General features: G+C 64.7%; 25 protein-coding genes and 1 pseudogene. 11 read left to right on the top strand and 15 right to left on the bottom strand.

Features of this window, described 5'->3' with window-relative positions; translation table 11 throughout:
• Positions 1 to 142: 142 nt before the first annotated feature.
• A complete protein-coding gene (locus JQ632_RS07075) occupies positions 143 to 823 on the top strand; it encodes a PAS domain-containing protein (RefSeq protein WP_212401567.1) in 681 nt (226 codons plus the stop codon).
• 8 nt (positions 824 to 831) lie between these two features.
• Here JQ632_RS07075 and JQ632_RS07070 read toward each other — a convergent pair whose 3' ends face one another.
• Entirely contained in the window at positions 832 to 1,209 is a 378-nt protein-coding gene (locus tag JQ632_RS07070) for an ArsC family reductase (RefSeq protein ID WP_212401693.1), read from the bottom strand.
• Positions 1,210 to 1,328: 119 nt separating this feature from the next.
• Here JQ632_RS07070 and JQ632_RS07065 point away from each other — a divergent pair, with 119 nt between their 5' ends.
• The 4 genes from JQ632_RS07065 to JQ632_RS07050 all read left to right on the top strand — a co-directional run bounded on the left by JQ632_RS07065 (position 1,329) and on the right by JQ632_RS07050 (position 3,983).
• Positions 1,329 to 1,700 carry a tRNA-binding protein gene (locus JQ632_RS07065; RefSeq protein WP_212401566.1) on the top strand — a complete coding sequence of 124 codons (372 nt, stop codon included), beginning with the start codon at positions 1,329 to 1,331 and terminating at the stop codon, positions 1,698 to 1,700.
• Between the two features lie 13 nt (positions 1,701 to 1,713).
• Positions 1,714 to 2,421, top strand: coding sequence for an alpha/beta fold hydrolase (locus JQ632_RS07060; RefSeq protein ID WP_212401565.1), 708 nt, complete (start codon positions 1,714 to 1,716; stop codon positions 2,419 to 2,421).
• Positions 2,422 to 2,564: 143 nt separating this feature from the next.
• Positions 2,565 to 3,197, top strand: coding sequence for a TetR/AcrR family transcriptional regulator (locus JQ632_RS07055; RefSeq protein WP_212401564.1), 633 nt, complete (start codon positions 2,565 to 2,567; stop codon positions 3,195 to 3,197).
• A gap of 3 nt (positions 3,198 to 3,200) precedes the next feature.
• Positions 3,201 to 3,983, top strand: a complete 783-nt coding sequence (locus JQ632_RS07050; protein WP_212401563.1) for a sulfite exporter TauE/SafE family protein — start codon at positions 3,201 to 3,203, stop codon at positions 3,981 to 3,983.
• A 4-nt stretch (positions 3,984 to 3,987) separates the two neighbouring features.
• Here JQ632_RS07050 and JQ632_RS07045 read toward each other — a convergent pair whose 3' ends face one another.
• Complete coding sequence (locus JQ632_RS07045; protein WP_212401562.1) at positions 3,988 to 4,698, bottom strand: glutathione S-transferase family protein; 711 nt, start codon at positions 4,696 to 4,698, stop codon at positions 3,988 to 3,990.
• A 73-nt stretch (positions 4,699 to 4,771) separates the two neighbouring features.
• On the opposite strand from JQ632_RS07045, the gene JQ632_RS07040 reads away from it, so the two are divergent.
• A complete protein-coding gene (locus JQ632_RS07040) occupies positions 4,772 to 5,629 on the top strand; it encodes an SDR family oxidoreductase (protein ID WP_212401561.1) in 858 nt (285 codons plus the stop codon).
• Between the two features lie 8 nt (positions 5,630 to 5,637).
• Here the strand turns inward: JQ632_RS07040 and JQ632_RS07035 are convergent, their stop codons facing one another.
• Positions 5,638 to 5,784 carry a hypothetical protein gene (locus tag JQ632_RS07035; protein WP_212401560.1) on the bottom strand — a complete coding sequence of 49 codons (147 nt, stop codon included), beginning with the start codon at positions 5,782 to 5,784 and terminating at the stop codon, positions 5,638 to 5,640.
• Between the two features lie 229 nt (positions 5,785 to 6,013).
• Positions 6,014 to 6,673 (bottom strand): DUF429 domain-containing protein, encoded by a 660-nt coding sequence (locus JQ632_RS07030; protein ID WP_212401559.1) that lies wholly within the window; start codon positions 6,671 to 6,673, stop codon positions 6,014 to 6,016.
• Positions 6,674 to 7,804: 1,131 nt separating this feature from the next.
• Between JQ632_RS07030 and JQ632_RS07025 the strand changes: the two genes are divergently transcribed.
• Positions 7,805 to 9,130: a TROVE domain-containing protein gene (locus JQ632_RS07025; protein ID WP_212401558.1), complete on the top strand. Its 1,326-nt coding sequence runs from the start codon at positions 7,805 to 7,807 to the stop codon at positions 9,128 to 9,130.
• A 120-nt stretch (positions 9,131 to 9,250) separates the two neighbouring features.
• Positions 9,251 to 10,591: an RtcB family protein gene (locus JQ632_RS07020; RefSeq protein WP_212401557.1), complete on the top strand. Its 1,341-nt coding sequence runs from the start codon at positions 9,251 to 9,253 to the stop codon at positions 10,589 to 10,591.
• A 60-nt stretch (positions 10,592 to 10,651) separates the two neighbouring features.
• Here the strand turns inward: JQ632_RS07020 and JQ632_RS07015 are convergent, their stop codons facing one another.
• The 9 genes and pseudogenes from JQ632_RS07015 to JQ632_RS06975 all read right to left on the bottom strand — a co-directional run bounded on the left by JQ632_RS07015 (position 10,652) and on the right by JQ632_RS06975 (position 17,161).
• Complete coding sequence (locus tag JQ632_RS07015; RefSeq protein ID WP_409363470.1) at positions 10,652 to 10,966, bottom strand: hypothetical protein; 315 nt, start codon at positions 10,964 to 10,966, stop codon at positions 10,652 to 10,654.
• Positions 10,900 to 11,646 carry a thioredoxin family protein gene (locus tag JQ632_RS07010; protein ID WP_212401555.1) on the bottom strand — a complete coding sequence of 249 codons (747 nt, stop codon included), beginning with the start codon at positions 11,644 to 11,646 and terminating at the stop codon, positions 10,900 to 10,902. Before JQ632_RS07010 ends, JQ632_RS07015 begins: the two co-directional genes overlap by 67 nt.
• A 39-nt stretch (positions 11,647 to 11,685) precedes the next feature.
• Entirely contained in the window at positions 11,686 to 12,219 is a 534-nt protein-coding gene (locus JQ632_RS07005; RefSeq protein WP_212401554.1) for an SRPBCC family protein, read from the bottom strand.
• An 11-nt stretch (positions 12,220 to 12,230) separates the two neighbouring features.
• Positions 12,231 to 12,608, bottom strand: coding sequence for a helix-turn-helix transcriptional regulator (locus tag JQ632_RS07000; RefSeq protein WP_212401553.1), 378 nt, complete (start codon positions 12,606 to 12,608; stop codon positions 12,231 to 12,233).
• 57 nt (positions 12,609 to 12,665) lie between these two features.
• Positions 12,666 to 13,015: pseudogene (locus tag JQ632_RS06995) on the bottom strand (carboxymuconolactone decarboxylase family protein).
• A gap of 88 nt (positions 13,016 to 13,103) precedes the next feature.
• Positions 13,104 to 14,288, bottom strand: coding sequence for a serine hydrolase (locus JQ632_RS06990; RefSeq protein WP_212401552.1), 1,185 nt, complete (start codon positions 14,286 to 14,288; stop codon positions 13,104 to 13,106).
• 71 nt (positions 14,289 to 14,359) lie between these two features.
• A complete protein-coding gene (locus JQ632_RS06985) occupies positions 14,360 to 15,052 on the bottom strand; it encodes a GNAT family N-acetyltransferase (protein ID WP_212401551.1) in 693 nt (230 codons plus the stop codon).
• Positions 15,053 to 15,058: 6 nt separating this feature from the next.
• Complete coding sequence (locus JQ632_RS06980) at positions 15,059 to 15,406, bottom strand: Lin0512 family protein (protein WP_212401550.1); 348 nt, start codon at positions 15,404 to 15,406, stop codon at positions 15,059 to 15,061.
• A 90-nt stretch (positions 15,407 to 15,496) separates the two neighbouring features.
• Positions 15,497 to 17,161: an acetolactate synthase large subunit gene (locus tag JQ632_RS06975; protein ID WP_212401549.1), complete on the bottom strand. Its 1,665-nt coding sequence runs from the start codon at positions 17,159 to 17,161 to the stop codon at positions 15,497 to 15,499.
• A gap of 139 nt (positions 17,162 to 17,300) precedes the next feature.
• Between JQ632_RS06975 and JQ632_RS06970 the strand changes: the two genes are divergently transcribed.
• Together JQ632_RS06970 and JQ632_RS06965 are read left to right on the top strand one after the other, a co-directional pair.
• The gene (locus JQ632_RS06970; protein ID WP_212401548.1) at positions 17,301 to 17,654 is read left to right on the top strand and encodes an MmcQ/YjbR family DNA-binding protein; all 354 of its coding nucleotides are present in this window, start codon (positions 17,301 to 17,303) and stop codon (positions 17,652 to 17,654) included.
• 157 nt (positions 17,655 to 17,811) lie between these two features.
• Positions 17,812 to 18,480: a VOC family protein gene (locus JQ632_RS06965; RefSeq protein WP_212401547.1), complete on the top strand. Its 669-nt coding sequence runs from the start codon at positions 17,812 to 17,814 to the stop codon at positions 18,478 to 18,480.
• 5 nt (positions 18,481 to 18,485) lie between these two features.
• Here JQ632_RS06965 and JQ632_RS06960 read toward each other — a convergent pair whose 3' ends face one another.
• Positions 18,486 to 19,652, bottom strand: a complete 1,167-nt coding sequence (locus JQ632_RS06960) for an MFS transporter (protein ID WP_212401546.1) — start codon at positions 19,650 to 19,652, stop codon at positions 18,486 to 18,488.
• Positions 19,653 to 19,787: 135 nt separating this feature from the next.
• Between JQ632_RS06960 and JQ632_RS06955 the strand changes: the two genes are divergently transcribed.
• Positions 19,788 to 20,660 (top strand): bifunctional helix-turn-helix transcriptional regulator/GNAT family N-acetyltransferase, encoded by an 873-nt coding sequence (locus JQ632_RS06955; RefSeq protein WP_212401545.1) that lies wholly within the window; start codon positions 19,788 to 19,790, stop codon positions 20,658 to 20,660.
• A gap of 9 nt (positions 20,661 to 20,669) precedes the next feature.
• On the opposite strand, the gene JQ632_RS06950 is transcribed toward JQ632_RS06955, so the two are convergent.
• The gene (locus tag JQ632_RS06950) at positions 20,670 to 21,890 is read right to left on the bottom strand and encodes an MFS transporter (RefSeq protein WP_212401544.1); all 1,221 of its coding nucleotides are present in this window, start codon (positions 21,888 to 21,890) and stop codon (positions 20,670 to 20,672) included.
• Positions 21,891 to 22,178 lie beyond the last annotated feature (288 nt).

Here is a 22,178-nt window from a genome sequence, read left to right as displayed (position 1 = left end):
GCGCATGCGCCCTTAGTCGAAGACGTCAGACGTTGCGTCTGCCCCGCTGACCGGTTCGCAAAGCGCCGCTCATCAAGCTGTCGTTAACGGTCTTTCCCGGCCCGCGCCAGCCTTCATAGAATATTTTCACGCACGAACGATAATGCGCGCGTTTTTATTCGCCGGGAATTTTGCTTTGGATTTCGAAAGCGCCACACCCACGGTTGTCAAATCGATCAGGCAGCGTGATCTCCTCAACACGTGGCTGCGACTTTATGCGCGCGACCAGAAGGTGCCGGCGGTCTGGGAGTATCAACCGGCGCGACTCGAGGAAGAGCTGTCCGATCTCGTGTATTGCACAGTCGATCCATCCTCTGCCCCGCCAAGCATTACCATTCAGAGCGACGGCGCCCGCGTCTCCAACGCCTTCGGGCATCCCGGCAAGGGCCGCCGGCTCGACCAGTATCTCGGCGCGAGCCTCGCGCCCATGGTCATGCCGATCTATCATGCGTGCGTGACACGTAGGCTTCCCGTTTACACCGTCGCAGACGTCGATGACATCTATGGGCGCGTCGTCGCCTATGAGCGACTGCTGCTGCCATTCATGACCGACGACAAGGTCAGCCACATCATCGCGTCGCTGAAGACCTTTTGCGAGGACGGCGGCTTCGAGATCAAGAATCTGATGCGCGGAAATGACGCGGTGCCGCGGCCGAAGCTGCGCGCGGTGATCGAGCGCGATCTCTTCCATCGTTCGCCCGGCCGCATCGACGCCGCCGACGTGATCGAATTCGCCGAACCGACCGTTGCGGGCCTTGCGACCGAAATCGTCGAGCTGAACTAGCCGCTGAGCTAGCTCTTGCGCGCCTTGCCGGTGTCCTTGGCGCCGATTTCCTTCGCGTAGATGTCAGGCTTGAACCCGACCAGCAGCTTGCCGCCGACCTCCAGCACCGGCCGCTTGATCATGGATGGCTGCGCTACCATCATCGCCAGCGCCTTCTTCTCGTTGAGACCTTCCTTATCGGTATCGGACAACTTCTTGAAGGTGGTGCCGGCGCGGTTGAGCAGCGTTTCCCAGCCGAGCTTGTCGCTCCACTGCTTGAGCTTGTCCTTCTCGACGCCCGCGGCCTTGTAGTCGTGGAAATCGTAGGCGACGCCGTGTGAATCGAGCCAGGCGCGCGCTTTCTTCATGGTGTCACAGTTCTTGATGCCGTAGATCGTGGTGGCCAAAGGTCGTTCCAAGGGTCGTTCCTCGCGCATGCGGCTAAGGCTGGATATGGCGTTGTACGAAACTCCGGTTCGTCCCACAATATTCGCCGAACATCCTGTGAATTCGCGAGACGACATCCATGCACGTCACCCATGATTCTGCGGCCGGCGCCGCGCCGACCATCGACTTCAACCAGTTTCTCAGCGTCGACATCCGCGTCGGCACCATCGTCGATGCGCAACCGTTTCCCCAGGCGCGCAAACCGGCGTGGCGGCTGTGGATCGACTTTGGACCCACGATCGGCGTGCGCAAGTGCTCGGTGCAGATCACGGAAAACCATCCGCTGGACAGTTTGGTGGGACAGCAGGTCGCGGCGGTCGTGAACTTTCCGCCGCGCCAGATCGGACCCGTCGTGTCGGAGGTGCTGACGCTCGGCTTCCCCGATGCCAACGGCAAGGTCGTGCTGGTGCAGCCGAGCAAGCCGGTGCCGAACGGCGGACGCCTGTTCTGAAGGGATGATCCACGTGAAACCGACGATAGCACTTTTGCCGGGCCTGCTCTGTGACGCGCAGGTCTGGGCGGGACAGCACGCCGGTCTGGCCCAGCTCGCGCCTGTCGTCGTCGCCGACTTCTCCAGGGAGTCGTCGATCGAAGCGATGGCCGCAAAAGCGCTGAGCGAAGTCGCCGGGCCACTCATCGCCATCGGCCACTCCATGGGCGGTCGCGTCGCACTCGAAATGGTGCGCCAGGGCAAGGACCGCATCGTAGGCCTCGGGCTCCTCAACACGGGCATCCACGTCAGACGCGAGGGCGAGGTCGAGAAGCGCGCCGAGCTCGTCCGGCTTGCTTACGACAGCGGCATGGGCGCGCTCGCGGATCGCTGGCTGCCCGGCATGCTCGATCCCGCGCACAAGGACGACCAGGCGCTGCTTTCAGGCATGAAGTCGATGGTCTTACGCGCCACGCCCGAGCAGCATGAGCGCCAGATCCAGGCTCTGCTCAACCGGCCCGACCCGCGCGGATTCCTTCACGACATCGTGTGCCCGACGCTGGCGCTGGTCGGCCGTCAGGACCAGTGGAGCCCGCTCGCCCAGCACGAGGAGATCGCCGCGCTCATTCCGGGCACCAAGCTGGCTGTGATCGAGAATGCGGGCCACATGGCGCCGATGGAGCGGCCGGCCGAGACGTCGGCTGCGCTTTGCCGCTGGCTGCAAGACGACGTGCTGCATTGATTGGTGGAGACCCGGCTTGACGCCGGGCTCATGTCTCGATAAAATGACTGATCGATCAGTTTTCTTTTAGGACTACGTCTCTGCTTTGCTGGTCCTTTGGGGCAACACCGATCGAATTGTCAGTTATTTAAGAAGCGCCTGGCATGCCCAAGATCAGCGACCAGAAGCGCGAAAGCCGCCGCCAGCAGATTCTCGACGCGGCGCTCGCCTGCTTCTCCGAAGACGGCTTTCACCAGACCGGCATGGCCGACATCGTGAAGCGGTCGGGCCTGAGCCATGGCGCGGTCTACCTCTACTTCCAGAGCAAGGACGACCTGATCGAGGCACTCGCCGACGACCGGCACCGTCGCGAGGCCGTGCTCAATTCGGTGGTGCAGGCTGCGCGCGATCCGTTGGACGGACTCCGCGCACTGATCGACGTCTATGCGCAATGGCTCACCGATCCCGCCGGCGATGCGCGGCGGCGCGTCGGCATCCATGGCTGGGCCGAAGCCCTGCGCAACCGTCGCGTCCGTGCCAGCGTCGTCGAAGGCATCGACATGCCGCGCGCCGTCATCGTCGCGCTGGTCGAACGCGCCCAGCACGATGGCCTGTTCAAGCGCGACGTCGGTGCGGACGCGATCGCCCGGATCCTGATCGCAATATTCCAGGGATTTGTTCTGCAAAAGTGCTGGGGTCAGGACTTCGACGTCAAGGCCTGCATGGTGGCGGTCGGCAGCGTGATCGACGGGTTTCGCACGACGAAGCCGGTCGCCAGGCAGCGGACGAGGACGTGAGCGATGTCCGCTATCCCTGAACTGCTTGCAAGCGCCGGCGTCGGTCTCGTCGGAGGGCTGACATCGGGCTTCATGGGCACGAGCCCGGGCGGCGGCCTCGTCATCTTCTGCGTATTGCTGCTCGGCGCGGAGCAACACGTCGCCCAGGGCACGTCGCTGATTGCTCAGGTGCCTCCAACGGGCCTCGCCGGTGTGCGCCGCTACTGGCAGAGCGGCAACCGCAGCCCGCTGCAGTGGATTGTCTGGATCGGCATCGGATTTCTTGTCGGTGGCGCGGGCGGTGGCTACGCGGCCGCGGCCGTGTCCGACCAGGTCCTGCAATGGACTTATGTCGTCTATCTCGTTGCCCTGATCGCAGCACTAGTTCTGCGTCGCGAACGCAAGGACGGAAGCAGCGAGGCCCGCAATCTCGGTGAATTGCCCTGGCTCGCCCTGTTCCTCATCGGCACGCTGGCCGGCTTTTCCTCCGGCTTCATGGGTATCGGCGGCGGGCTCGCGATCACGGTTGGCCTGGCCGCGGGCCTGCGCGTGCCGCAACATCAGGCGCAACTCGTCAGCCTCATCTTCTCGGTGATCCCGACCAATATTCCGGCGGCCTGGATCTACTGGAGCAAGGGGCTCATGGTGGGCTGGCCGGCCATCATCGGCATTCTTGCCGGCCTTTGGATCGGAACCGACCTCGGCGCGCGCATGGCCAATGGCGTCAGCAAATCGGTGCTGCGCCGGATCATGATCGGGCTCGTCGCGCTGATGGCGCTCTATATGACGCACAAGGCGCTGAGCTGATCCCCTACCCTCCTGGCCGCTTCGGAATGTTCAGCCCGCGCTGCACCGCCGGACGCGCCAACCCGCGTTCGAGCCAGGCGGCAACCAATTTGAACTGATCGAACTCGACGAGATCGCGCGCGCCGTAAAAGCCGATGAGATTGCGCACCCAGCCGAGCATGGAGATATCGGCGATGGTGTACTCGTCATCCATGACCCATTGCCGGCCCTTCAGATGCACCTCCAGCACGCCGAGCAGCCGCCTGGATTCGTCCACGTATCGCTTCAGCGGACGCTTGTCCTCAAAATCTTTACCCGCGAATTTGTGAAAGAAGCCGACCTGGCCGAACATCGGCCCGATGCCGCCCATCTGGAAATGCACCCACTGGATCGTCTGCCAGCGCCGCGCTGCATCCTGCGGCAGCAGCTTGCCGGTCTTCTCCGCGAGGTATTGCAGGATCGCGCCGGACTCGAACAGCGGCAGCGGCTGGTCGCCGGGGCCGTTCGGATCGAGGATCGCGGGGATCTTTCCGTTCGGATTGAGCGACAGGAACTCTGGCGTCTTCTGGTCGTCCTTGCCGAAATCGACGAGATGGACCTCGTAGGGCAGTCCGATCTCTTCCAGCATGATCGAGACCTTGACGCCGTTCGGCGTCGGCAGGGAATAGAGTTGAAGGAGTTCGGGATTCTTGGCCGGCCAGCGCTTGGTGATGGGAAAGGCGGAGAGATCGGGCATCAGGACCTTGGCTTCGTTGTTGGCAGGCGTCTAATCTAGGGGGGTTGAGGGACGACACAAGGCCGGATCGCGCGTGGATGAAGACCAAGCCAAGGTGGGCCTGAGCGACGATGAGCTCGCCGCGCATCCGACCGTCTATGCTGCGGACGCGCTGAAGGATCAGGTGACGATCGTCTCGGGCGGCGCCGGCGGCATCGGACGGGCGATTGCGCTCCTGTTTGCCCGGCTCGGCGCCCATGTCGTCCTCGTCGGTCGCGACCAGGCCAAGCTCGATGCGCTCGCTGCCCGGCTTGGCGACACGGCCTCTGCGCATGTTGCCGACATTCGCAATCCCGATGCGGTCAAGGCGCTGTTCGATGCGGTGTGGGGCGAACATGGCCGTGTCGACTGCCTCGTCAACAGCGCCGGCGGCCAATTTCCGCAACCCGCGATCGACTTCTCGGTGAAGGGCTGGAACGCCGTCATCGACACCAATCTGAACGGGACCTGGTACATGATGCAGGCGGCAGCGCAGCGCTGGCGCGATGCAAAACGTCCCGGCGCGATCGTCAACATCGTGGTGGTCACGACCCACGGACTCTATGGCATCGCGCATTCGATCGCTGCGCGCTCCGGCGTGATCGGCCTGTCGCGCGCCGTCGCCGTCGAATGGGCTCCGCTCGACATCCGCGTCAATTGCGTGGCACCGGGCGCGATCGAGACCGAGGGCTGGAACGTCTATACCAGCGCGGCGCGGGCCGCCTATCCGCGCTCCAATCCGATGATGCGCGTCGGCTCCGCGTTCGACATCGCGGAAGCCTGCGTCTATCTCGCCGCGCCGTCGGGCAAGTTCATCACCGGGGAGACGCTCACCGTCGACGGCGGCGGCGGCGGCCAGCTCTGGGGCGAGACCTGGACGATAGGCAAGCCGGATTATTTTCGCGGCGAGTGAGACAGCCGCTACGGCGGCAGTGTCGTTATCGCGGTGAGCGGAGTTCTCGCCTCGCGCTGCAGCCGATAGTCCACGAACCATTGTCCCGTGATCAGCAGCACGGCCGTGAATGTGAGCGCGATCATTGCCGTCGCCAATTGGCTGGCGTCGTTCATAGCGTTTGTCCCTCAACACCATCCTCGCGGTGCAAGTATCAAACGCGGCTTTGCAGGCACAGTTCCTATTCGCGCTCAAGAAACTGCCGATTTTTCCCGGCCTAGAGCATGATCCGGAAAAGTGTGCAGCGGTTTTCCCTCGCGACAAACGCGGGACGCGTTTGCGCGGAGATCATGCTCAAACAAAGAGCAAAAGCGCGATGACGATTCAACCTAAAGCCATCGCGCTTTAGTAGTTGATCTCCATCCGCAACCCCCGCGGATCGATCTCGTCGCCGCCGATGCGCTGCGTGCTGTCGCGCGCGGCGACCGCACAGGCACAGGCGTCGATGATATCGTCGCGGCCAATTCCGGTGCCGTGGCGCAGCGTCAGCCATTTCCGGACCTTGGCGAAACCGCGCGCAGCTAGCAGCTCGAGACGCTGCTCGCGTCCGGCGGCCGACGTCTTTGGCTCGAGCTTGCGCTCGCCCGCGAGATTCCAGAAGATCAATTCCGGATGCGCCTCTCCAATCGTGTTCTGACGCTCTAGCGTCATGACGGCATCGACCTCCCTGATCTTCTCCCTGATATTCCAGAGCTGGCTCGACACGCCCTTGTCGCCGTTCTGCCAGTAGTGCCGGTTCGCCGCCGTCATGTCCGGAAACGTCCAGAGATCGCGACGCGCGCCGAGGAAAACCGCCGGGCCGATCAGTTCACGCGCTCGCAGATCGCAGATGCGATAGCCGCTCGCTTTCAGCCCGATCGGCATGTCGATCATCGCGCGCCCGTGCGGCATTGCGAGCAGGCGCGTGAGGCCAGGCGAATAGTCAAATCCGTGATCGCCGCAATCGTCGATCCAGGCCGCAACCCAGCCAAAACGAAATCCATCCAGGCCGAGATAGTTCGGCATCGCGCTTCTCGTCTTTCAACCTGTGCTTGACATCCGCAAATCGCGGGCGTATGTCCCCCGCCCTCGCGAACACTTCCGTTCGCGCGTGACGAACATGAACCGAGCCATGAACCACCGCTACGAAAGAATTGCACGTCTGTCGAACGGCCTTCGGCCGGTCGATAGCGCATGCCCGGCTCATGGGAGCGATCTCGCCTGATACGCGAGATCGACAGTCCGCTTCTCACGGACCCTCCCGAGCCAGCCGCTCCGGAGGGTTTTTTGTTGCCTTCCCGCGCGGCGCAACCGAATTGCCCGGCAGCATTGCCGGAACGGGAGACCCGGATCCCGGGGCTCGCGCTGGAGAGGCGCGTGCCCAAGCGCGCGGGGCCTGCCGGAGGGAACGAGGCGATGAGCCGGACACCGATGGCAGAGCGAACTCTCAAGGGTTCGCGAATGGCGGCGCGTCGACAGCGCCGCGACAACAATTTCTTAAATCCGGTTTGCCGCATCCGCGGCTCAACCGACGCTGGTGGTGAAGATTTCGAATACTTCGCACGATGGAAGGCGGGTCACTGAAGCAAAGTGGCTGCGCGCCATCCCAAAAAGCCGATATCAACCGTTCCCCAGCGTGCCCTTCGATTGTCGATGCCAAGGTCAATGCCAAAGCATCGGCATGGCGGTGGTGAAAGATGCCTGTTACTTCGTGGGAAAGGCGCGCAAGCGCCGAGCGGGTTCGAGTCCCGCACGCCGCAAGGCGGATCGCCCGCAAGGGCAGCAACAGCATCGTCCGTTCCCCGCCAACGCAATCACGATCCGTGGTGAAGATCGCTGTTACTTCGCCTGCAACGCGAGAGGTCGCGGGTTCGAATCCCGCCCGGTGTACCATGCACCGGTAGCTCAGTGGACTAGAGCGCTTTCCGGCCGGTGTTACCGGCTGGATCTCAGCAATCGCCTGTTCCCGGATCGTGTCCTTTGCCGGTGGTGAAGAGTGCTGTTACTTCGGGATCGCAAGGACGGAGGTTCGAGTCCTCCCGGACGTTAGGTCCGTAGCTCAGCGGGAGAGCGTGCGACAAGCCCGCAAGGGCGGTCCAGCCTCGCCTGTTCCCCGGCGTCCATTTCGTATCATCAATCAACCCAGAGGAGGCCGTCATGGTCAGGCTCAACAAGATCGTACGCGCCTTCACGCGTGAGGGCGCACGCGCAAAGCGCTTCACGCCCGAGATGGAGCTGAAGCGCGCGCTGATGAACTGCCTCCTCTGGGAGGACCAGTTCTACGAGGACGGCGTCGCGATTGCCGACCGCATCAAGGCGCTCGTGCCCAAGGTTGCGCCTGAGCGCGTCGCGCAGATGGCGATCGAGGCGCGCGAGGTCATGAAGCTGCGGCACGCGCCCCTGCTCGTGGTCCGCGAGATGGCGCGCCGCGAGAAGCATCGTGCCCTCGTTGCCGACACGCTGGCCCAGGTGATCCAGCGTCCCGACGAGATGACCGAGCTGCTTGCGATCTACTGGGCGGATGCGCTCGGCCCGATGCAGCAGCGCAAGCGTCAGCCCGTCTCGGCGCAGATCAAGAAGGGCCTCGCGCGGGCCTTGACGAAGTTCGATGCCTATCAGCTCGCGAAGTACGACCGCGACGGCGCGGTGCGGATCAGGGACGTGCTGTTCCTGGTCCACGCCAAGCCGAAGGACGCCGCGCAGGAGAAGGTGTGGAAGCAGCTCGTCGACGGCGAGCTCGCCTCCCCCGACACCTGGGAGGTCTCGCTCTCCGCCGGCAAGGGCAAGCGCGACACCTTTGAGCGGCTGATCGCTGAGCGCAAGCTCGGCGGCATGGCACTGCTGCGCAACCTGCGCCTAATGCAGAAGGCGGAGGTGCCCCGCAAGATGATCGCGGACGCGATCGAGGCGATGCGGACGGATCGGATCTTGCCCTATCGCTTCATCACGGCGGCGCGCTATGCGCCGGACTTCGAGCCCGAGCTCGAGGCTGCGATGCTGAAGTCGGTCAAGGACCATGTGCGGCTTCCCGGCCGCACCCGGCTTTTGATCGACGTGTCGGGCTCGATGTTCGCGCCCCTCTCCGCGCAGTCGGAGATGACGCGCGCCGAGGCCGCATGCGGTCTTGCGATCCTGGCCCGCGAGGTCTGCGACGAGGTCGAGATCTTCACCTTCTCGAACGAGGTGGTGAAGGTCCCTCCCCGCCGCGGCTTCGCACTGCGGGACGCGATCATCAACTCGCAGCCCCATGGCGGGACGTATCTCGGCAAGGCGGTGACGGAGATCGACCGCAAGGGCGATCGCCTCATCGTCTTCACCGACGAGCAGAGCCACGACCAGGTGCCCGAGCCCAAGGCGCGCGGCACCATGGTGAACGTGGCCTCGTATCAGTACGGCGTCGGCTACGGCGCCTGGACCCGGGTCAACGGCTTCTCCGAGGCCGTGGTCGCCTGGATCGGAGCGTCGGAGACGACGCAGCACTGATGCGCAGCAACAACGACCCGGGCGCGGAACACCGCGCCCGGGAACTCCCCGACGTTTTTTGAAATGACCCGCGCGAACCGGCTACGATGCCGTGCGGGCTGTGAACCAGGAAGCAAGATCATGCGACGACCCGATCCCCACCAGGAACGTGCCCGCGAGCTGTGCCTCGCCGCCGGCATCGATCCGGAGTCCCGCGTCGGCGAAGGACGCGGCCAGCCCGCCTGGTGTCTCTACCGGGATGCCGCGCGGAAGGAGCAATTGGCCCGCGAAACCAGCGCGGCCGCGAGCGAGATCGCGAACCTCCGTCCGCAGGAGGAGCGGTTCAAGAACGCGCCGCTCAAGGTCTTCGGCGGGCACGACGATGCGACCGTCGCGCAGATGCGCAACTGCATGGCAGTCGGCAACGTCGTATCCGGCGTGATCTGCGCCGACGGCCATCTCGGCTATGCCCAGCCGGTCGGCGGGGTCATCGCCTATGAGAAGCAGATCAGCATCTCCGGCGTCGGCTTCGACATCGGCTGCGGCAACATGGCCGCGCGCCTCGACACGCGCTTCGAGGAGATCGCAGGCCTCGTGCCCACGATCATCCGCGACGTCGCGAAGACGATCTCCTTCGGCGTCGGCCGGGCCAACGCCGAGCGTGCCGAGCATGCGCTGTTCGACGATGGCGATGCCTGGCGCGAGAGCGACATGGAGGCCTATCGGCAGAAGGCCGTAAGCCAGCTCGGCACCGTCGGGTCCGGCAATCACTATGTCGACCTGATGCGTGACGAGGAAGGCCGCGTCTGGATCGGCGTCCACTTCGGAAGCCGCGGTCTCGGGCATACATCCGCGACACGCTACCTCAAGGCCGCCGGCGGCAAGGACGGCATGAACGTTCCGCCCGCCGTCGTCGACGAGGATTCCGAGCTCGGTCGCCGCTACATCGCGGCGATGCAGCTCGCCGGGCGCTATGCCTATGCGGGCCGCGAGTGGGTGGTGGAGCGCGTCCGCCAGATCATCGGCGGCAGCGTGACCGTATCAGTGCACAACCACCACAACTACGCCTGGCGTGAGACCCACGATGGGCGTGACCTGTGGGTGGTACGCAAGGGCGCGACGCCGGCTTTCCCCGGCCAGAAGGGGTTTGTCGGCGGCTCCATGGGCGACGACGCCGTGATCCTCGAAGGCGTCGACAGCCCCGAGGCGAAGGCTTCGCTCTACTCGACCGTGCACGGCGCCGGCCGCCTGTTCGGACGCAAGGAGGCGAAGCGGCGCTTCACCCGTGCCGAAATGGACCAATGGCTGAACGAGCGTGGCGTCACCCTGATCGGTGCCGACCTCGACGAGAGCCCGATGGCCTATCGCCGTTTGCCAGACGTGCTCGCGCAGCACGCCGGCACGGTGCGGGTCCTGCACACGCTGCGGCCGTTCGCCGTCGCCATGGCCGGCGAAGGCGAATTCGATCCGTGGAAGGACTGACGCAAACAGAGGACGGGAGGCCAATCCTCCCGTCCTCAATGGACACCGCCGTCCTTGATCTCACGCCGGATTCTTGCCGACTTGAGATGTCCTGGCGTGACTGCCGATCAGCTTCAGCCACGGCGCCGCATGAAACGCGGTCATCAGCAGATACATTGGCACCATTCCGCCGAGCAGCGACGCGCCGGTGGCCGAACACAACGCATCCGCCGATCCGCCGAACGCCGCCGTCAGCAATGCCATGATCGCAAAGGTCGGCGCGGCCGCGAGGCGAAGCCAATGCGCTGCGTCGATCGCGGCTCTCTTGCTCACGACTTTGCGCTCGCCTGCTCCTTGCGGAACGCCGCCTCGCCGGCGTCCGACACCTCGACCCATCGCTTGTCGGGCGCAGCACCCTCGACATAGCTGTCGTGCCAGTTCCACCACTTGTAGGTCGGCGTCTGCGGATAGCCTTCCGGCGAGTCCTCCCACACCTCCTGCCGGCCGAGCGGCGTGATGTCGAGGTAGTTCCAGGTGCCTCCCATCTGCTCGTCGCCACGGTTGTTGATGAAATAGGTACGATAGAGCTTGCTGCCGTCGCGGAAGAACACGTTGGTGCCGTGCCATTCGTCGACGCCGAAGTCGGCGTCAAAACTGTCGGTGACCGTGTACCAGGGAATCTCCCATCCCATCCGCGCCTTCAGGCGCGCGATGTCGGCCTGCGGTGCGCGCGAGACGAAGGCGAGCGTGGTGTCGCGGGCGTTCAGATGGGCGACATGGGCGACCTGGTCGGCGACCATCGAGCAGCCGCGGCAGGCATGTTCGGGCCAGCCGAACACCCCGGGCTCGAAAAACGCGCGGTAGACGATCAGTTGATGGCGGCCCTCGAACAGGTCCAGCAGGCTCGCTTTGCCCTTGGGCCCGTCGAACGCGTAGCTCTTCTCCACGGCGAGCCACGGCATCCGCCGCCGCTCGGCCGCCAGCGCGTCACGCGCGCGCGTCATCTCCTTCTCCTTCACCAGCAATTGCTGGCGTGCGGCTTCCCACTGCTGCGCCGAGACGACATGAGTCTGCATGATCAACCTCCTGTTTGTTGTGGTCTTGGGTGCCTATCGTCAGGCCGGCAGACGCCGGTCGTAATCCTTCTCAAGCCGAGCCCAGCCATCCCAGAACGGCGCCGGCTCCTCGCCCGAAGCGCGCGCGACCAGGATGTCCAGATGCATGTGCCAGCCGGCGCCGACCTTGAGCATGGTCGCGCGATCGGGCAGACGGCGATGCGTTACGGTGAGCAGCACGCCCTTGCCCTTGGGCTCCAGCTCGAAAGTCACGTCGCCACTGTTGCTCCAGGCAATCGAGATCTTGCGCAGCGGATCGAGCTCCGTGATCTGGCTCTGCATCCGGTGCTCCTCAGGAAAGCCGTCCGGCCGCTTGCTCGGGGGATCGTTGAGCTCGTCGTTGCGCCAGGTGAGCTCGAAGGGCGCACCGACCATCAGCTCCATCGCGCCGGCCGCCAGCCATTTGCGGCGCAGATCGCTGTCGGTGAGATAGGCCCAGACGCGCTCGATTGGTCCCGGCAACAGGCGCTGAATCCTCAGCGTTCTCGGTTCGATCAGCTCGCCATAGGCTTCGGGCTTTGTCTTCATGTCCATGGTTTGGTTCCTCACTTCTTCCTGGCTGTTGCCTTGCTTGATCCCTTGCTTGAGCCTTTGGCCTCGTCTTCGGCGCGCAGCAGGGCTTCCAACGTGTCGAGCCGTTCGGTCCAGAAGCGCTGATAACGCCTGAGCCACGCATCGGCCTCCGCGAGCCGCGCAGCCTGGAGACGACAGTGATGGGTGCGGCCGCGGATCGTGCGCGTCACGAGGCCCGCGTTCTCCAGCACCTTCACGTGCTTGGAAGCGCCGGCGAAACTCATGCTGAAGGGGGTCGCGAGTTCCCCGATCGTGAGTTCCCGCTCAGCCAGATGACCAAGCATGGCCCGCCGCGTCGGATCCGCGAGGGCGTGAAAGACGGCGTCGAGATGGGCGGATTGTTCAACCATGTGGTTTAACATAGGCGCCTGGTGCCAACTGTCAACCGATCGGTTTAATTTTTTTGGCTAGGGTTCCGAAGCCCATCTGGCCCGGCACGGGGCGAACGGCGTGGGCCGCGGTGGGACGCAGGATGCGAGCTTAGGTTTCTTCCACGCAGCGCGAGCAATGCATTGTCCGAGCGTGCCGTCGGCCCGCACGGCCGCGGCGCTCAACGCAGCTTCGGCCAACTCTTCACGCGCGGCGCCGACCTTCGCTACCGCGCTCGTGTGAACGTCGCGCACTGCGTGGTCAATGCGACCGCGAGCGAGATCTGCTCGCGATTTTTTGGCGGGATCACGCCATCCCCGCGTTCGACCGCGTGGTTGAAGGCTAGGAACGCATTGGCCTCGACCGGCGCGAGCGCCACGAACGCCATCAACCCCCCCGCAAAGCCGAGGCTGATTGCCTCACCCGGTAAGAGGCCGTGACGACGGAGCAGGATTCGCGGGGGCTTCAGATTTTTTTCAGGCGCCGACGGCCTGGTAGGCCAGGCGCTTGAATTCGAAGAAGAACGGATTCCAAAAGCCCATCTGGCGCTGCGCCATCAGCACCCCGGCCGTATTGGCCTGCGGGCAGATCCACAAATGCGTGCCGGCGACGCCGCCCCACTGGAATTCGCCGGTCGAATTCGCAGGATCAAACGGCCCCGGCTGGTAGGTCACGGCACCGCCGAGACCAAAGCCCTTGCCGGGGATTGGCCCGAGCATGACAAAACGTATGGTTTGCCCGGCGGGAAGCTGGTTCGTCATCATCGCCTGAATGGTGTCGGGCTTGAGCAGGCGCTCCTCGCCCGGCAGCAGGCTGCGCACCAGCGCGAGCATGTCGGGCAACGTCGAGACCAGGCCGCCGCCGCCCGACAGCCGCGGGAACGGCCGGCGATAGGCTTGCGGATAAGGCAGGTCGTCGATCCGCCACAGGCCCGGCTTCATCGGATCGAGAACGTCGGCGCCGCGATAATAGGCGACCAGCCTTCCCTGCTGTGCTTCCGGCACCCAGAAGCCGGTGTCGACCATGCCCAGCGGCTCGAAGATGCGCGCCTTGAAGAAGGCATCGAGCGGTTTGCCCGAGGCGACCTCGACGACACGGCCGAGCACGTCAGTCGCAACCGAATATTCCCAGGACGCGCCCGGATGATAGGACAGCGGCAGCTCCCCGAGCCCGTCGATCATGTCGGTGAGCGGCGTCAGCGGATTGAGCACCTTGGCTTCGTTATAGCCTTTGAACAGCACCGTGCCCGGATCGAAGATGCCGTAGCTGAGGCCAGCCGTGTGCGTCAGGAGTTGGCGGATCGTGATCGAGCCCTTTGCCGGTTCGACATCGGCGAGGCTCGCCGCCCCCTCCTTCAGCACCTTGCGATTACCGAGCTGCGGCAAAAATTTCTCGACCGGATCGTCGAGGCCGATGCGACCTTCCTCGACCAGCAGCATGATCGCGATTGTGGTCACGAGTTTTGTATTGGAGAAGGCGCGGAAGATATGGTCGGGCCGCAGCGCCATATTGGCCTCACGGTCGGCAAATCCGACGCATTGCTGATCGAAGACGTCGCGCCCGCGCAGCACGGCCCAGGACACGCCCGCAATGATCTCCTGATCGACGTAGCGCTGCATCGCCGTCCGTACGGCGGAAAAATCGGCGACCTTGGCGTCCATTGCGTCTGCTCCCCACGATTCGTTGCAACGGATATAGCGTGAATTTTGCCGATGGGAAGCCCGCTCTGCCGTCAGCTCTCCTTTCGCAGCACCGTCACTTCCAGGCTACGTCTGATCTCCATTCCCTGCCGCTTGTAGAGCGCGATTGCGGAGGTGTTGTCGGAGAACACGTGCAGGAAGGGAATCTCGCCGCGCGCGACGATCTGGCGGGCGACCGCCGAGAGTAGCGCCTGCGCATAGCCGCGGCCGCGGTGCGAGGGATTCACGCAGACGGCCGTCATCTCGGTAAAGTTGCCGGGCTTCATCCGTTCGCCGGTCATCGCGACGAGCTCGCCGCCGTCGCGGATGCCGAGAAACGTGCCGAGCTCGTGCGTGCGCGTGCCGAACGGGCCGGGCTTGGTCAGCTCGACGAGCGCCATCATGGCCGGAACATCATCGGCACCCAGCGTCACGATCTCGACGCCATCAAGCGCGCTCTCGGCGGGCGTACCGATCATCTGTTCGCCGCTCTTGGCGAGCAGCACCTTGAAGCCGGCGGGCGCGCTCACCTTGTCCGGCGTGAACAGCACGACATATTCGGACGGTGCCATCAGTTCGCCGAGCGCGGCAAAGCTTGCTTGCGACATGTCGGCCATGTCGGCGAAGGGCCCGATCTCGGCCGGAAAACGTCGTGCCTTCGCACCGCCAAGCGCAAGACCACTCTGCCGTGTCGTCAACGCGCTCCAGATCGGCCGGTCGAGCAACGTCACATCGCTAGCGGACACGGGACACTAGTCCTTGTCGAAACTGACGATGACGGCGGCGTTGGCAATGAGGATGGGATCATTGCCCTGTTCCGGAGCCGAGGGAATCTCCAGCCCGCCCTTGACTGCGTTGACGGTCACCGTGCCGTAAGGAAGTTCCTTGGCGACGGCGTCCTTGTCGACCGCTTCCGGATTGGGCACCGCGATCGTGACATCCACGAACATGTCGTTCGCGGTCTTCCCGATCATGCGGAAGAAGCCGAGGCTGGAATGGCGGATGGCGTCAGACACCGCACGCTTCGCCGCTTTCGTCGCGTCCTTGCCATGGACGTCGACGCCCATGCCCATCTCGGTGATACAGCGTACGCGGGTCATTTCGATTCCTGTTCGATCACTTTCCGGAGCGCGACCTTCCGCGATACTCGTGCCATGCGCAAGAGACTTGTCGCGACCCTGCCCTGCGGATCACTCCGACCATTTCTCGTGCGCCCGCAGCTCGTCGACCAGCACCCGCACGTTCTCCGAATAGTCGATCGGGATCGAGATCAGGTGCACGCCGCCGCTCGTGAAAGCGGCATCGAGCGTCGGCACAAAACTGTCGATCGTCGCGATGCGATGGCCCTTGGCACCGTAGGATTGCGCATATTGCGTGAAGTCGGGGTTGCCGAAGGTCAGGCCAAAGTCGGCGAAATGATCCACTGCCTGCTTCCAGCGGATCATGCCGTAGGCACCGTCGTCCAGGATCAGCACCACGAGATTGAGCTTCAGCCGAACCGCCGTCTCCATCTCCTGGCTGTTCATCAAGAAACCGCCGTCGCCGCAAACCGCGAGCACGCGTCGTTCCGGATAGAGCATGGCGGCCATCATCGCCGACGGCAAGCCGGCCCCCATGGTGGCGAGCGCATTGTCCAGCAGCAGCGTGTTGGCGACGCGGGTGCGGTAGTTGCGCGCGAACCAGATCTTGTACATGCCGTTGTCGAGCGCGACGATGCCGTTCTCCGGCATGACCTGGCGGACGTCGTGCACGATCCGTTGCGGCGTCGGCGGCCAGCGGGACTCGGTGGCACGATCGGCGATATGCGCGAGGATCTGCTCGCGCAGCGGCAACAGCGCGGCGGCATTGGGCAGCCTGCCTTCGACACGATCGGCGAGCTGCTCAAGGCTCGGCCCGACGTCGCCAATGACTTCCGCGTCCGGGAAATAGACCTGCTCGACGCTCGCAGGCGTATAGCTGACATGGATCACCCTCGGACCCGACGGGCCCATGATGAAGGGTGGCTTTTCGACTGCATCGTGCCCGATGGCGACGATGAGGTCGGCGGCATCGATGGCCTCATGGACGTAGTCGCGCTCGGAGAGCGCCGCCGTGCCCATATAGAGGTTGGTGCCGCCGGGCACGGTGCCCTTGCCCATCTGCGTGGTGAAGAAGGGAATGCCGGTGCGCCGCACGAAGCTTGCGATGCCGTGGGTCGATCGCGGCCGGCTGGTCGCAGCGCCCATCATCACCAGCGGACGTTTTGCCGCCAAGATCATCTCGGCGCCGCGGTCGAGCGCGGCGCGATGGGCGACGGGAATTTCGATCGGATGGATCGACACGACCGGCGCCGGCGCGACCTCCTCCCCCGCGACGTCCTCGGGCAATTCGAGGTGCACCGGACCCGGCCGCTCCTCCATCGCTACACGAAACGCGTCGCGCACCACGGTCGGGATGCTCGAGGCGCTCACGATCTGCCGCGCCAATTTTGTCAGTGGCTTCATGGAGGCGACGACGTCCACGATCTGGAAGCGCGCCTGCCGGCTGCTCATGATCGCCTTCTGGCCCGTGATCATGATCATCGGCATGGCGCCGAGATAAGCGTAGGCCGCCCCCGTCGACAGATTGAGCGCACCGGGACCGAGCGTCGAGAGGCAGACGCCGGGCTTGCCGGTCAATCGGCCATGGGTCGCGGCCATGAAGGCGGCGGCCTGCTCGTGCCGGGTGAGGATCAATTTGATTTTGGAGTTGCGCAAGGACTCGACCAGGTCGAGATTTTCCTCGCCGGGCACGCCAAAAATGCGGTCGACGCCTTCGTTCTCGAGCGCCGCAACAAACAGATCCGATCCCTTCACCACGCGCGTCTGCTCACTCATGTCGCCTCCCCCTTGTCACCAACCATTGGGCGGGATGGTAGCCGCTCGACGGACCGGCACAACTCACAATGCTTTTCGCACTTGTCGCCGTCCGCAGGTTCGGACAATGGTTCGCTGATCCCAGACCACAAGCGGCGATATGAATCCCAAGACCTTCAAAGCTCATTGCCGGCGCCTTCCCGCCGTCACCATGGTGATCCAGTGGGATGGCACGTCGGTGTTCAAGGTCGGCGGCAAGATGTTCGCGCTCGCCGGCGGCTTCGTCGAGCGGTCCGGCGGCTTCATGTTCAAGACCTCGAACATGGCCTATGCGCTCCTGATCGAACAGGGCCTGGCACGCCCGGCGCCTTATCTCGCCCGTGCCAAATGGGTGCAGCTCACCGACAATGATGCCCTGAGCGATGCCGAACTCGCGGCCTATCTCGGACAGGCCCATGCCCTGGTGGTCGCAAAGCTGACGCGGAAGGCGCGTAAGGAACTCGGGCTCGTCTGAATGGACGCCGGAACCGGCGCCCGCATTCGCTCGCGATGCGGAAGAGTGTCTGTCGAACGGCGCGTATTCGCTTGCCGAGCGAAGCAATCTAACTCTGCGCCCATCGGATCGGCGGCGCATTGGTGACGCCGCGCTCCCAGACATCAAGGAGACAGCCATGACCACGTCCACCCAGACCAAGAAACCAGCGATCGATTTCAAGTTCGAGATAGCAGTCATCCCCGTGTCCGACGTTGATCGGGCCAAGGCGTTCTACACCAAGCTCGGCTGGCGGCTCGACGCCGACTTTGCCGCCGGCGACGACTGGCGCGTGATCCAGTTCACCCCGCCGGGTTCGCCCGCCTCCGTCATCTTCGGCAAGAATGTCACGGCCGCGGCCCCCGGCTCGGCGAAAGGCCTGTACCTGATCGTCTCCGATATCGCGGCGGCGCGCGCCGATCTGCTTGCACGCGGGGTCGCTATCAGCGAACTCTTCCACCCCGACAGCACCGTGCACACCGGCACAGACGAGCCCTTCCTCTCCGGCAGCCGCCGCGTCAGCGGTCCGGATCCGGAGCGTAGCACCTACCGCACCTACGCCTCGTTCAGCGACCCCGACGGCAATGGCTGGCTGCTCCAGGAAATCACGACGCGGCTGCCCGGCCGCATCGATGCCGAGGAGACCGCGTTCGCCTCCTCGAGGGATCTGGCGGCTGCGATGCGCCGCGCGTCCGTCGCCCATGGCGAGCACGAGAAGCGCAACGGCGGCAAGCATGACGAAAACTGGCCGGACTGGTACGCCGACTACATCGTCAAGGAACAGGCCGGCGCGCCGCTGCCGCTCTGAGATCATCACGACATCGACGGCGATCGGTCGCGCACGGGCCGATCCGCCGCTACGATGTGCGCCGATAACGTGACCAGGGCCAAGAGCGCGGCGAGCATCCAGAACGCCGTTGCGAGCCCCGCGATCTTGGCGACGAAGCCGATGCCGGCTGGACCTAGCAGGATGCCCGCATAGCCCGCGGTCGTGATCGCAGCGACCGCGAGGCCGGTGGGCATCGCGGTTTGCGTGCCGGCACGACGGAACAGCACCGGCACGAGGTTCGACGCACCGAGGCCGATCAGCACGAAGCCGGCCATGGCGAGCGCCGCGACCGGCGCAAGCAGCAGAAGCACAAACCCTGCGATCGCCAGCAGGCTTCCCCAGACCAGCGTCGCCCGATCTCCGACGCGCGCAGTGACGGCGTCGCCAAAGAGCCGGCCCACGGTCATCGCGATCGAGAACAGCATGTAGCCGGTGCCGCCCTGCGCCTCCTTCACGAGATCAGCGCCAACGATGAGCAGCGCGCCCCAGTCGAGCACGGCCCCCTCCGCCAGGAACGTGATGGCGGCGAGGGCTGCGAGCAGCAGCACGATGCCGTGCGGTAGCACGAACAGCGGTCCCTCCTGCGCCTGCGCCGCTTGCAGCAGGCGCGGCCAGGCGATCAGCATCGCGATCGCCATCAAGCCTGCGCAGATCAGGCTGCTCGCGAGCGCATCGAAGTGCAGCGACAGCAAGGCGGTCATCGCAGCCGAGCCGATGAAGCCGCCGATGCTGAAATGCGCGTGGAAGCCGGACATCAGGGGCTTCGCCGCTGCGCGCTCGACCTCGACGGCATGGATGTTCATGGCGACGTCGATCGAGCCGAGCGCGGCGCCGAAGGCGAGCAAGGTCAGACCGAGTGTGATCGGCGTGCTTGCGATGGCGAGGAACGGCAGGGTGACGGCGAGCCCAAGCCCGCCAGCGATGATGATCGGCTTGCTGCCGTAGCGCGCACTCAACACGCCCGTCAGCAGCATCGCCGCGACGGAACCGATGCCGAGGCAGAGCAGCAACAGGCCGAGCACGCCGTCGTCGACCGCCAACCGCTCCTTGGCGAACGGCACCAGCGGCGCCCAGCAGGCGATGCCAAAACCGGCGACGAGAAACGACAGACGCGTCGCGAGCCGGGTGGCCGGACGATCGGCAGACGGCATTTTGAGGGGAACTCCAGACGGCGGAAATGCCGGGTACGCGGGAGTTAAGCCATCTCTCAGGCAAAACTTTGAACGGGCGACGACCAGAATGCCGCACGCATTGACAGACTTTTTTATCTGACTAAAGTCAGATAAATGCTCGACCCCGTTTCCCGCGTCCGCCGCTTCAACCGTGCCGTCACATCAGCGGTCGGCGCGCTCGATCATTCGTTCCTCGGGCGCGGCCGGCCGCTCGGTGCTGCGCGCGTGCTCAATGCGATCGGCCACGGCCGTTCCGACGTCGCCGAGATCCGCGACTATCTCGGCCTCGATTCCGGGCTGATGAGCCGCCTGCTGCGCAGCCTCGAAGACGAAGGCATGATCGAGACGACCGCACACGCCGACGACGCGCGTCGCCGCGTGGCGACGCTGACGCGGGCCGGCGCCGCCGAGTTCAAGGCGTATGAGGCGATCTCCAATGCGCAGGCCGACACCCTGCTCGCCCGCCATGCGAAGCGCGAGGCGCTGCTGGCCGCGATGGACATGATCGCGTCCGCGCTCGGCGACATCAGGACCACGCTCGACGAGATCAATCCGCGCGCGCCCGCGGCGCGCTACTGCCTCGGCGAATATTATGCCGAGCTCGCCCGCCGCTTCAAACAGGGCTTTGACGTCAAGCTGTCGCGCGACCCTGACGCCAAGGACATGGTCCGGCCGCGTGGCTCCTTTATCGTGGCGATGTCGGACGGAATGCCGCTCGGCTGCGTCGGACTGAAGGGGACGGACTATGGCTACGCCGAGATCAAGCGTCTCTGGGTCGCGCCGTCGGCGCGCGGCCTCGGGCTCGGCAAACGTCTGATGGACGCTGCAGAGAATGCAGCGCGAGAGCTCGGCATCGCGGTGCTGCGGCTCGACACCAACAGCGCGCTGCCGGAGGCCGGCCAGCTCTACCGGACCACCGGCTGGACCGAGATTCCGCGCTTCAACGACGATCCCTATCCGGATCTGTTCTTCGAGAAGCTTCTCTAAGCGCGCCATTCACGCCGGCACAGGCGCCGGCACCTCCTTCGGTTTCGCAAACGGCCTGAACGTCATCGCCATCAGGAACGCGCCGAGCCCCATCGCCCATGAGCCGATATAGAGCCAGGCGTAGCTGGAGAACGCATCAAAGATCAGGCCGCCGGCAAGCGGCCCCGTCGCCATACCGAGGCTGCCGGCCATCGCGGTGCCGCCGATCACCGTGCCCATCATCTTCAGCGGAAAGTTTTCGCGCGCGAGCACGGCATAGAGCGGCATGGTGCCGGCATAGATGAAGCCGAACACCGCCGCGACCGAATAAAACGTCGCAAGTTGATGCGCGAAGACGTAGGAGAGCGCGCCGAACGCCTGCGCCAGCAGGGCCGCGACCAGCGTGCGCTTGGCGCCAAAGCGATCGCCGAGCAGGCCGAAGGCGATGCGGCCGAACAGGCCGGCAAACCCCTCGACGCTGTAGATCGTCACCGCCGCGATCAGCGGGATCCCGCAGCTCACGGCATAGCTGACGGTGTGGATGATCGGGCCCGAATGCGTGGCGCAGCAGAAGAAGTTGGTCGCGAGCAGGATGATGAATTGCGGCGAGCGCAGCGCCTCCCCCACTGACATCTCCGCTTGCAGCGCGCCGCCCGTGTCCGGCGCCGCTTGCGCGGCCGCGAGCGCCGGCGCACGACGCACCAGCAGCGAGACCGGGATCATGATGGCGCCGACCACCAGCGCCACGATCTGCATCGAGGTGCGCCAGCCATGCCCCGAGACGAGCCAGGCGGCGAACGGCGCCATCGTCATCGGCGCCATGCCCATGCCGGCCGACACCAGCGAGACCGCAAGGCCGCGATTTGTGTCGAACCAGCCGGTGACCGTCGCCATCATCGGCGCAAAAATCGCGGCGCAGGAGGCGCCGACCAGCAGGCCGAAGATGAACTGGAACGCGATCAGCGAGGTCGCATGGCTTGCGAGGAACAGGCTCAGGCTCAGCACCGTCGATCCCGTCAGCACCACCGGCAGCGGGCCGAACCGGTCCGTCAGCGTGCCCCAGGCCATGCTGGTAAAGGCCATCGCGAGGAACCCGATGGTCATTGCGCTGGAGACGCCGGTCACCGACCAGCCGGTGTCCTTGGCAATCGGCTGCAAAAACACCGGCAGCGAAAACATGCCGCCGATGGCGACACAGCCAAGCAAGCCGCCGGCGGCGACGATCACCCAGCGATAAGGGGAAGGGGTCATTCCTGGTCTCCCGTCAAAGTCTGTCTGAATGAAAGACGAACGGGAACTGCCGCAACCGACATCAGCATGGCGAAGAAACAAGAATCTTTGAGGCCACCGCTCAACGGGCCCTGAACAACACATCCATACGATATTCCGCGTTTCGCGTAAAGCGAATTTTTGGACCTCGCCCGAGCCCCCTGCAACAAAAACATCGAAAACAACCCCATGCAAAGTAGCCGGCGGCCGCTCGCCTCCACCGCGCCAACCCGCATAGCGGCGATTTGCCCGACGGCACGAAGCTCTTGA

It is taken from the genome of Bradyrhizobium liaoningense (genome assembly GCF_018130955.1).
Taxonomy (GTDB): Bacteria; Pseudomonadota; Alphaproteobacteria; order Rhizobiales; family Xanthobacteraceae; genus Bradyrhizobium; species Bradyrhizobium liaoningense_C.
The sequence above is the reverse complement of the archived record's forward strand: the minus strand, read 5'-3'. Positions and strand labels throughout refer to the sequence as shown.

Bases quoted from the DNA above. Each gene is read 5' to 3' on its own strand.
- JQ632_RS07075 (WP_212401567.1), top strand. From the start codon at position 143: ATGCGCGCGTTTTTATTCGCCGGGAATTTTGCTTTGGATTTCGAAAGC.
- JQ632_RS07065 (WP_212401566.1), top strand. From the start codon at position 1,329: ATGCACGTCACCCATGATTCTGCGGCCGGCGCCGCGCCGACCATCGAC.
- JQ632_RS07055 (WP_212401564.1), top strand. From the start codon at position 2,565: ATGCCCAAGATCAGCGACCAGAAGCGCGAAAGCCGCCGCCAGCAGATT.
- JQ632_RS07050 (WP_212401563.1), top strand. From the start codon at position 3,201: ATGTCCGCTATCCCTGAACTGCTTGCAAGCGCCGGCGTCGGTCTCGTC.
- JQ632_RS07045 (WP_212401562.1), bottom strand. From the start codon at position 4,698: ATGCCCGATCTCTCCGCCTTTCCCATCACCAAGCGCTGGCCGGCCAAG.
- JQ632_RS07035 (WP_212401560.1), bottom strand. From the start codon at position 5,784: ATGAACGACGCCAGCCAATTGGCGACGGCAATGATCGCGCTCACATTC.
- JQ632_RS07030 (WP_212401559.1), bottom strand. From the start codon at position 6,673: ATGCCGAACTATCTCGGCCTGGATGGATTTCGTTTTGGCTGGGTTGCG.
- JQ632_RS07025 (WP_212401558.1), top strand. From the start codon at position 7,805: ATGGTCAGGCTCAACAAGATCGTACGCGCCTTCACGCGTGAGGGCGCA.
- JQ632_RS07020 (WP_212401557.1), top strand. From the start codon at position 9,251: ATGCGACGACCCGATCCCCACCAGGAACGTGCCCGCGAGCTGTGCCTC.
- JQ632_RS07015 (WP_409363470.1), bottom strand. From the start codon at position 10,966: ATGGGTCGAGGTGTCGGACGCCGGCGAGGCGGCGTTCCGCAAGGAGCA.
- JQ632_RS07010 (WP_212401555.1), bottom strand. From the start codon at position 11,646: ATGCAGACTCATGTCGTCTCGGCGCAGCAGTGGGAAGCCGCACGCCAG.
- JQ632_RS07005 (WP_212401554.1), bottom strand. From the start codon at position 12,219: ATGGACATGAAGACAAAGCCCGAAGCCTATGGCGAGCTGATCGAACCG.
- JQ632_RS07000 (WP_212401553.1), bottom strand. From the start codon at position 12,608: ATGGTTGAACAATCCGCCCATCTCGACGCCGTCTTTCACGCCCTCGCG.
- JQ632_RS06990 (WP_212401552.1), bottom strand. From the start codon at position 14,288: ATGGACGCCAAGGTCGCCGATTTTTCCGCCGTACGGACGGCGATGCAG.
- JQ632_RS06980 (WP_212401550.1), bottom strand. From the start codon at position 15,406: ATGACCCGCGTACGCTGTATCACCGAGATGGGCATGGGCGTCGACGTC.
- JQ632_RS06975 (WP_212401549.1), bottom strand. From the start codon at position 17,161: ATGAGTGAGCAGACGCGCGTGGTGAAGGGATCGGATCTGTTTGTTGCG.
- JQ632_RS06970 (WP_212401548.1), top strand. From the start codon at position 17,301: ATGAATCCCAAGACCTTCAAAGCTCATTGCCGGCGCCTTCCCGCCGTC.
- JQ632_RS06965 (WP_212401547.1), top strand. From the start codon at position 17,812: ATGACCACGTCCACCCAGACCAAGAAACCAGCGATCGATTTCAAGTTC.
- JQ632_RS06960 (WP_212401546.1), bottom strand. From the start codon at position 19,652: ATGCCGTCTGCCGATCGTCCGGCCACCCGGCTCGCGACGCGTCTGTCG.
- JQ632_RS06955 (WP_212401545.1), top strand. From the start codon at position 19,788: ATGCTCGACCCCGTTTCCCGCGTCCGCCGCTTCAACCGTGCCGTCACA.
- JQ632_RS06950 (WP_212401544.1), bottom strand. From the start codon at position 21,890: ATGACCCCTTCCCCTTATCGCTGGGTGATCGTCGCCGCCGGCGGCTTG.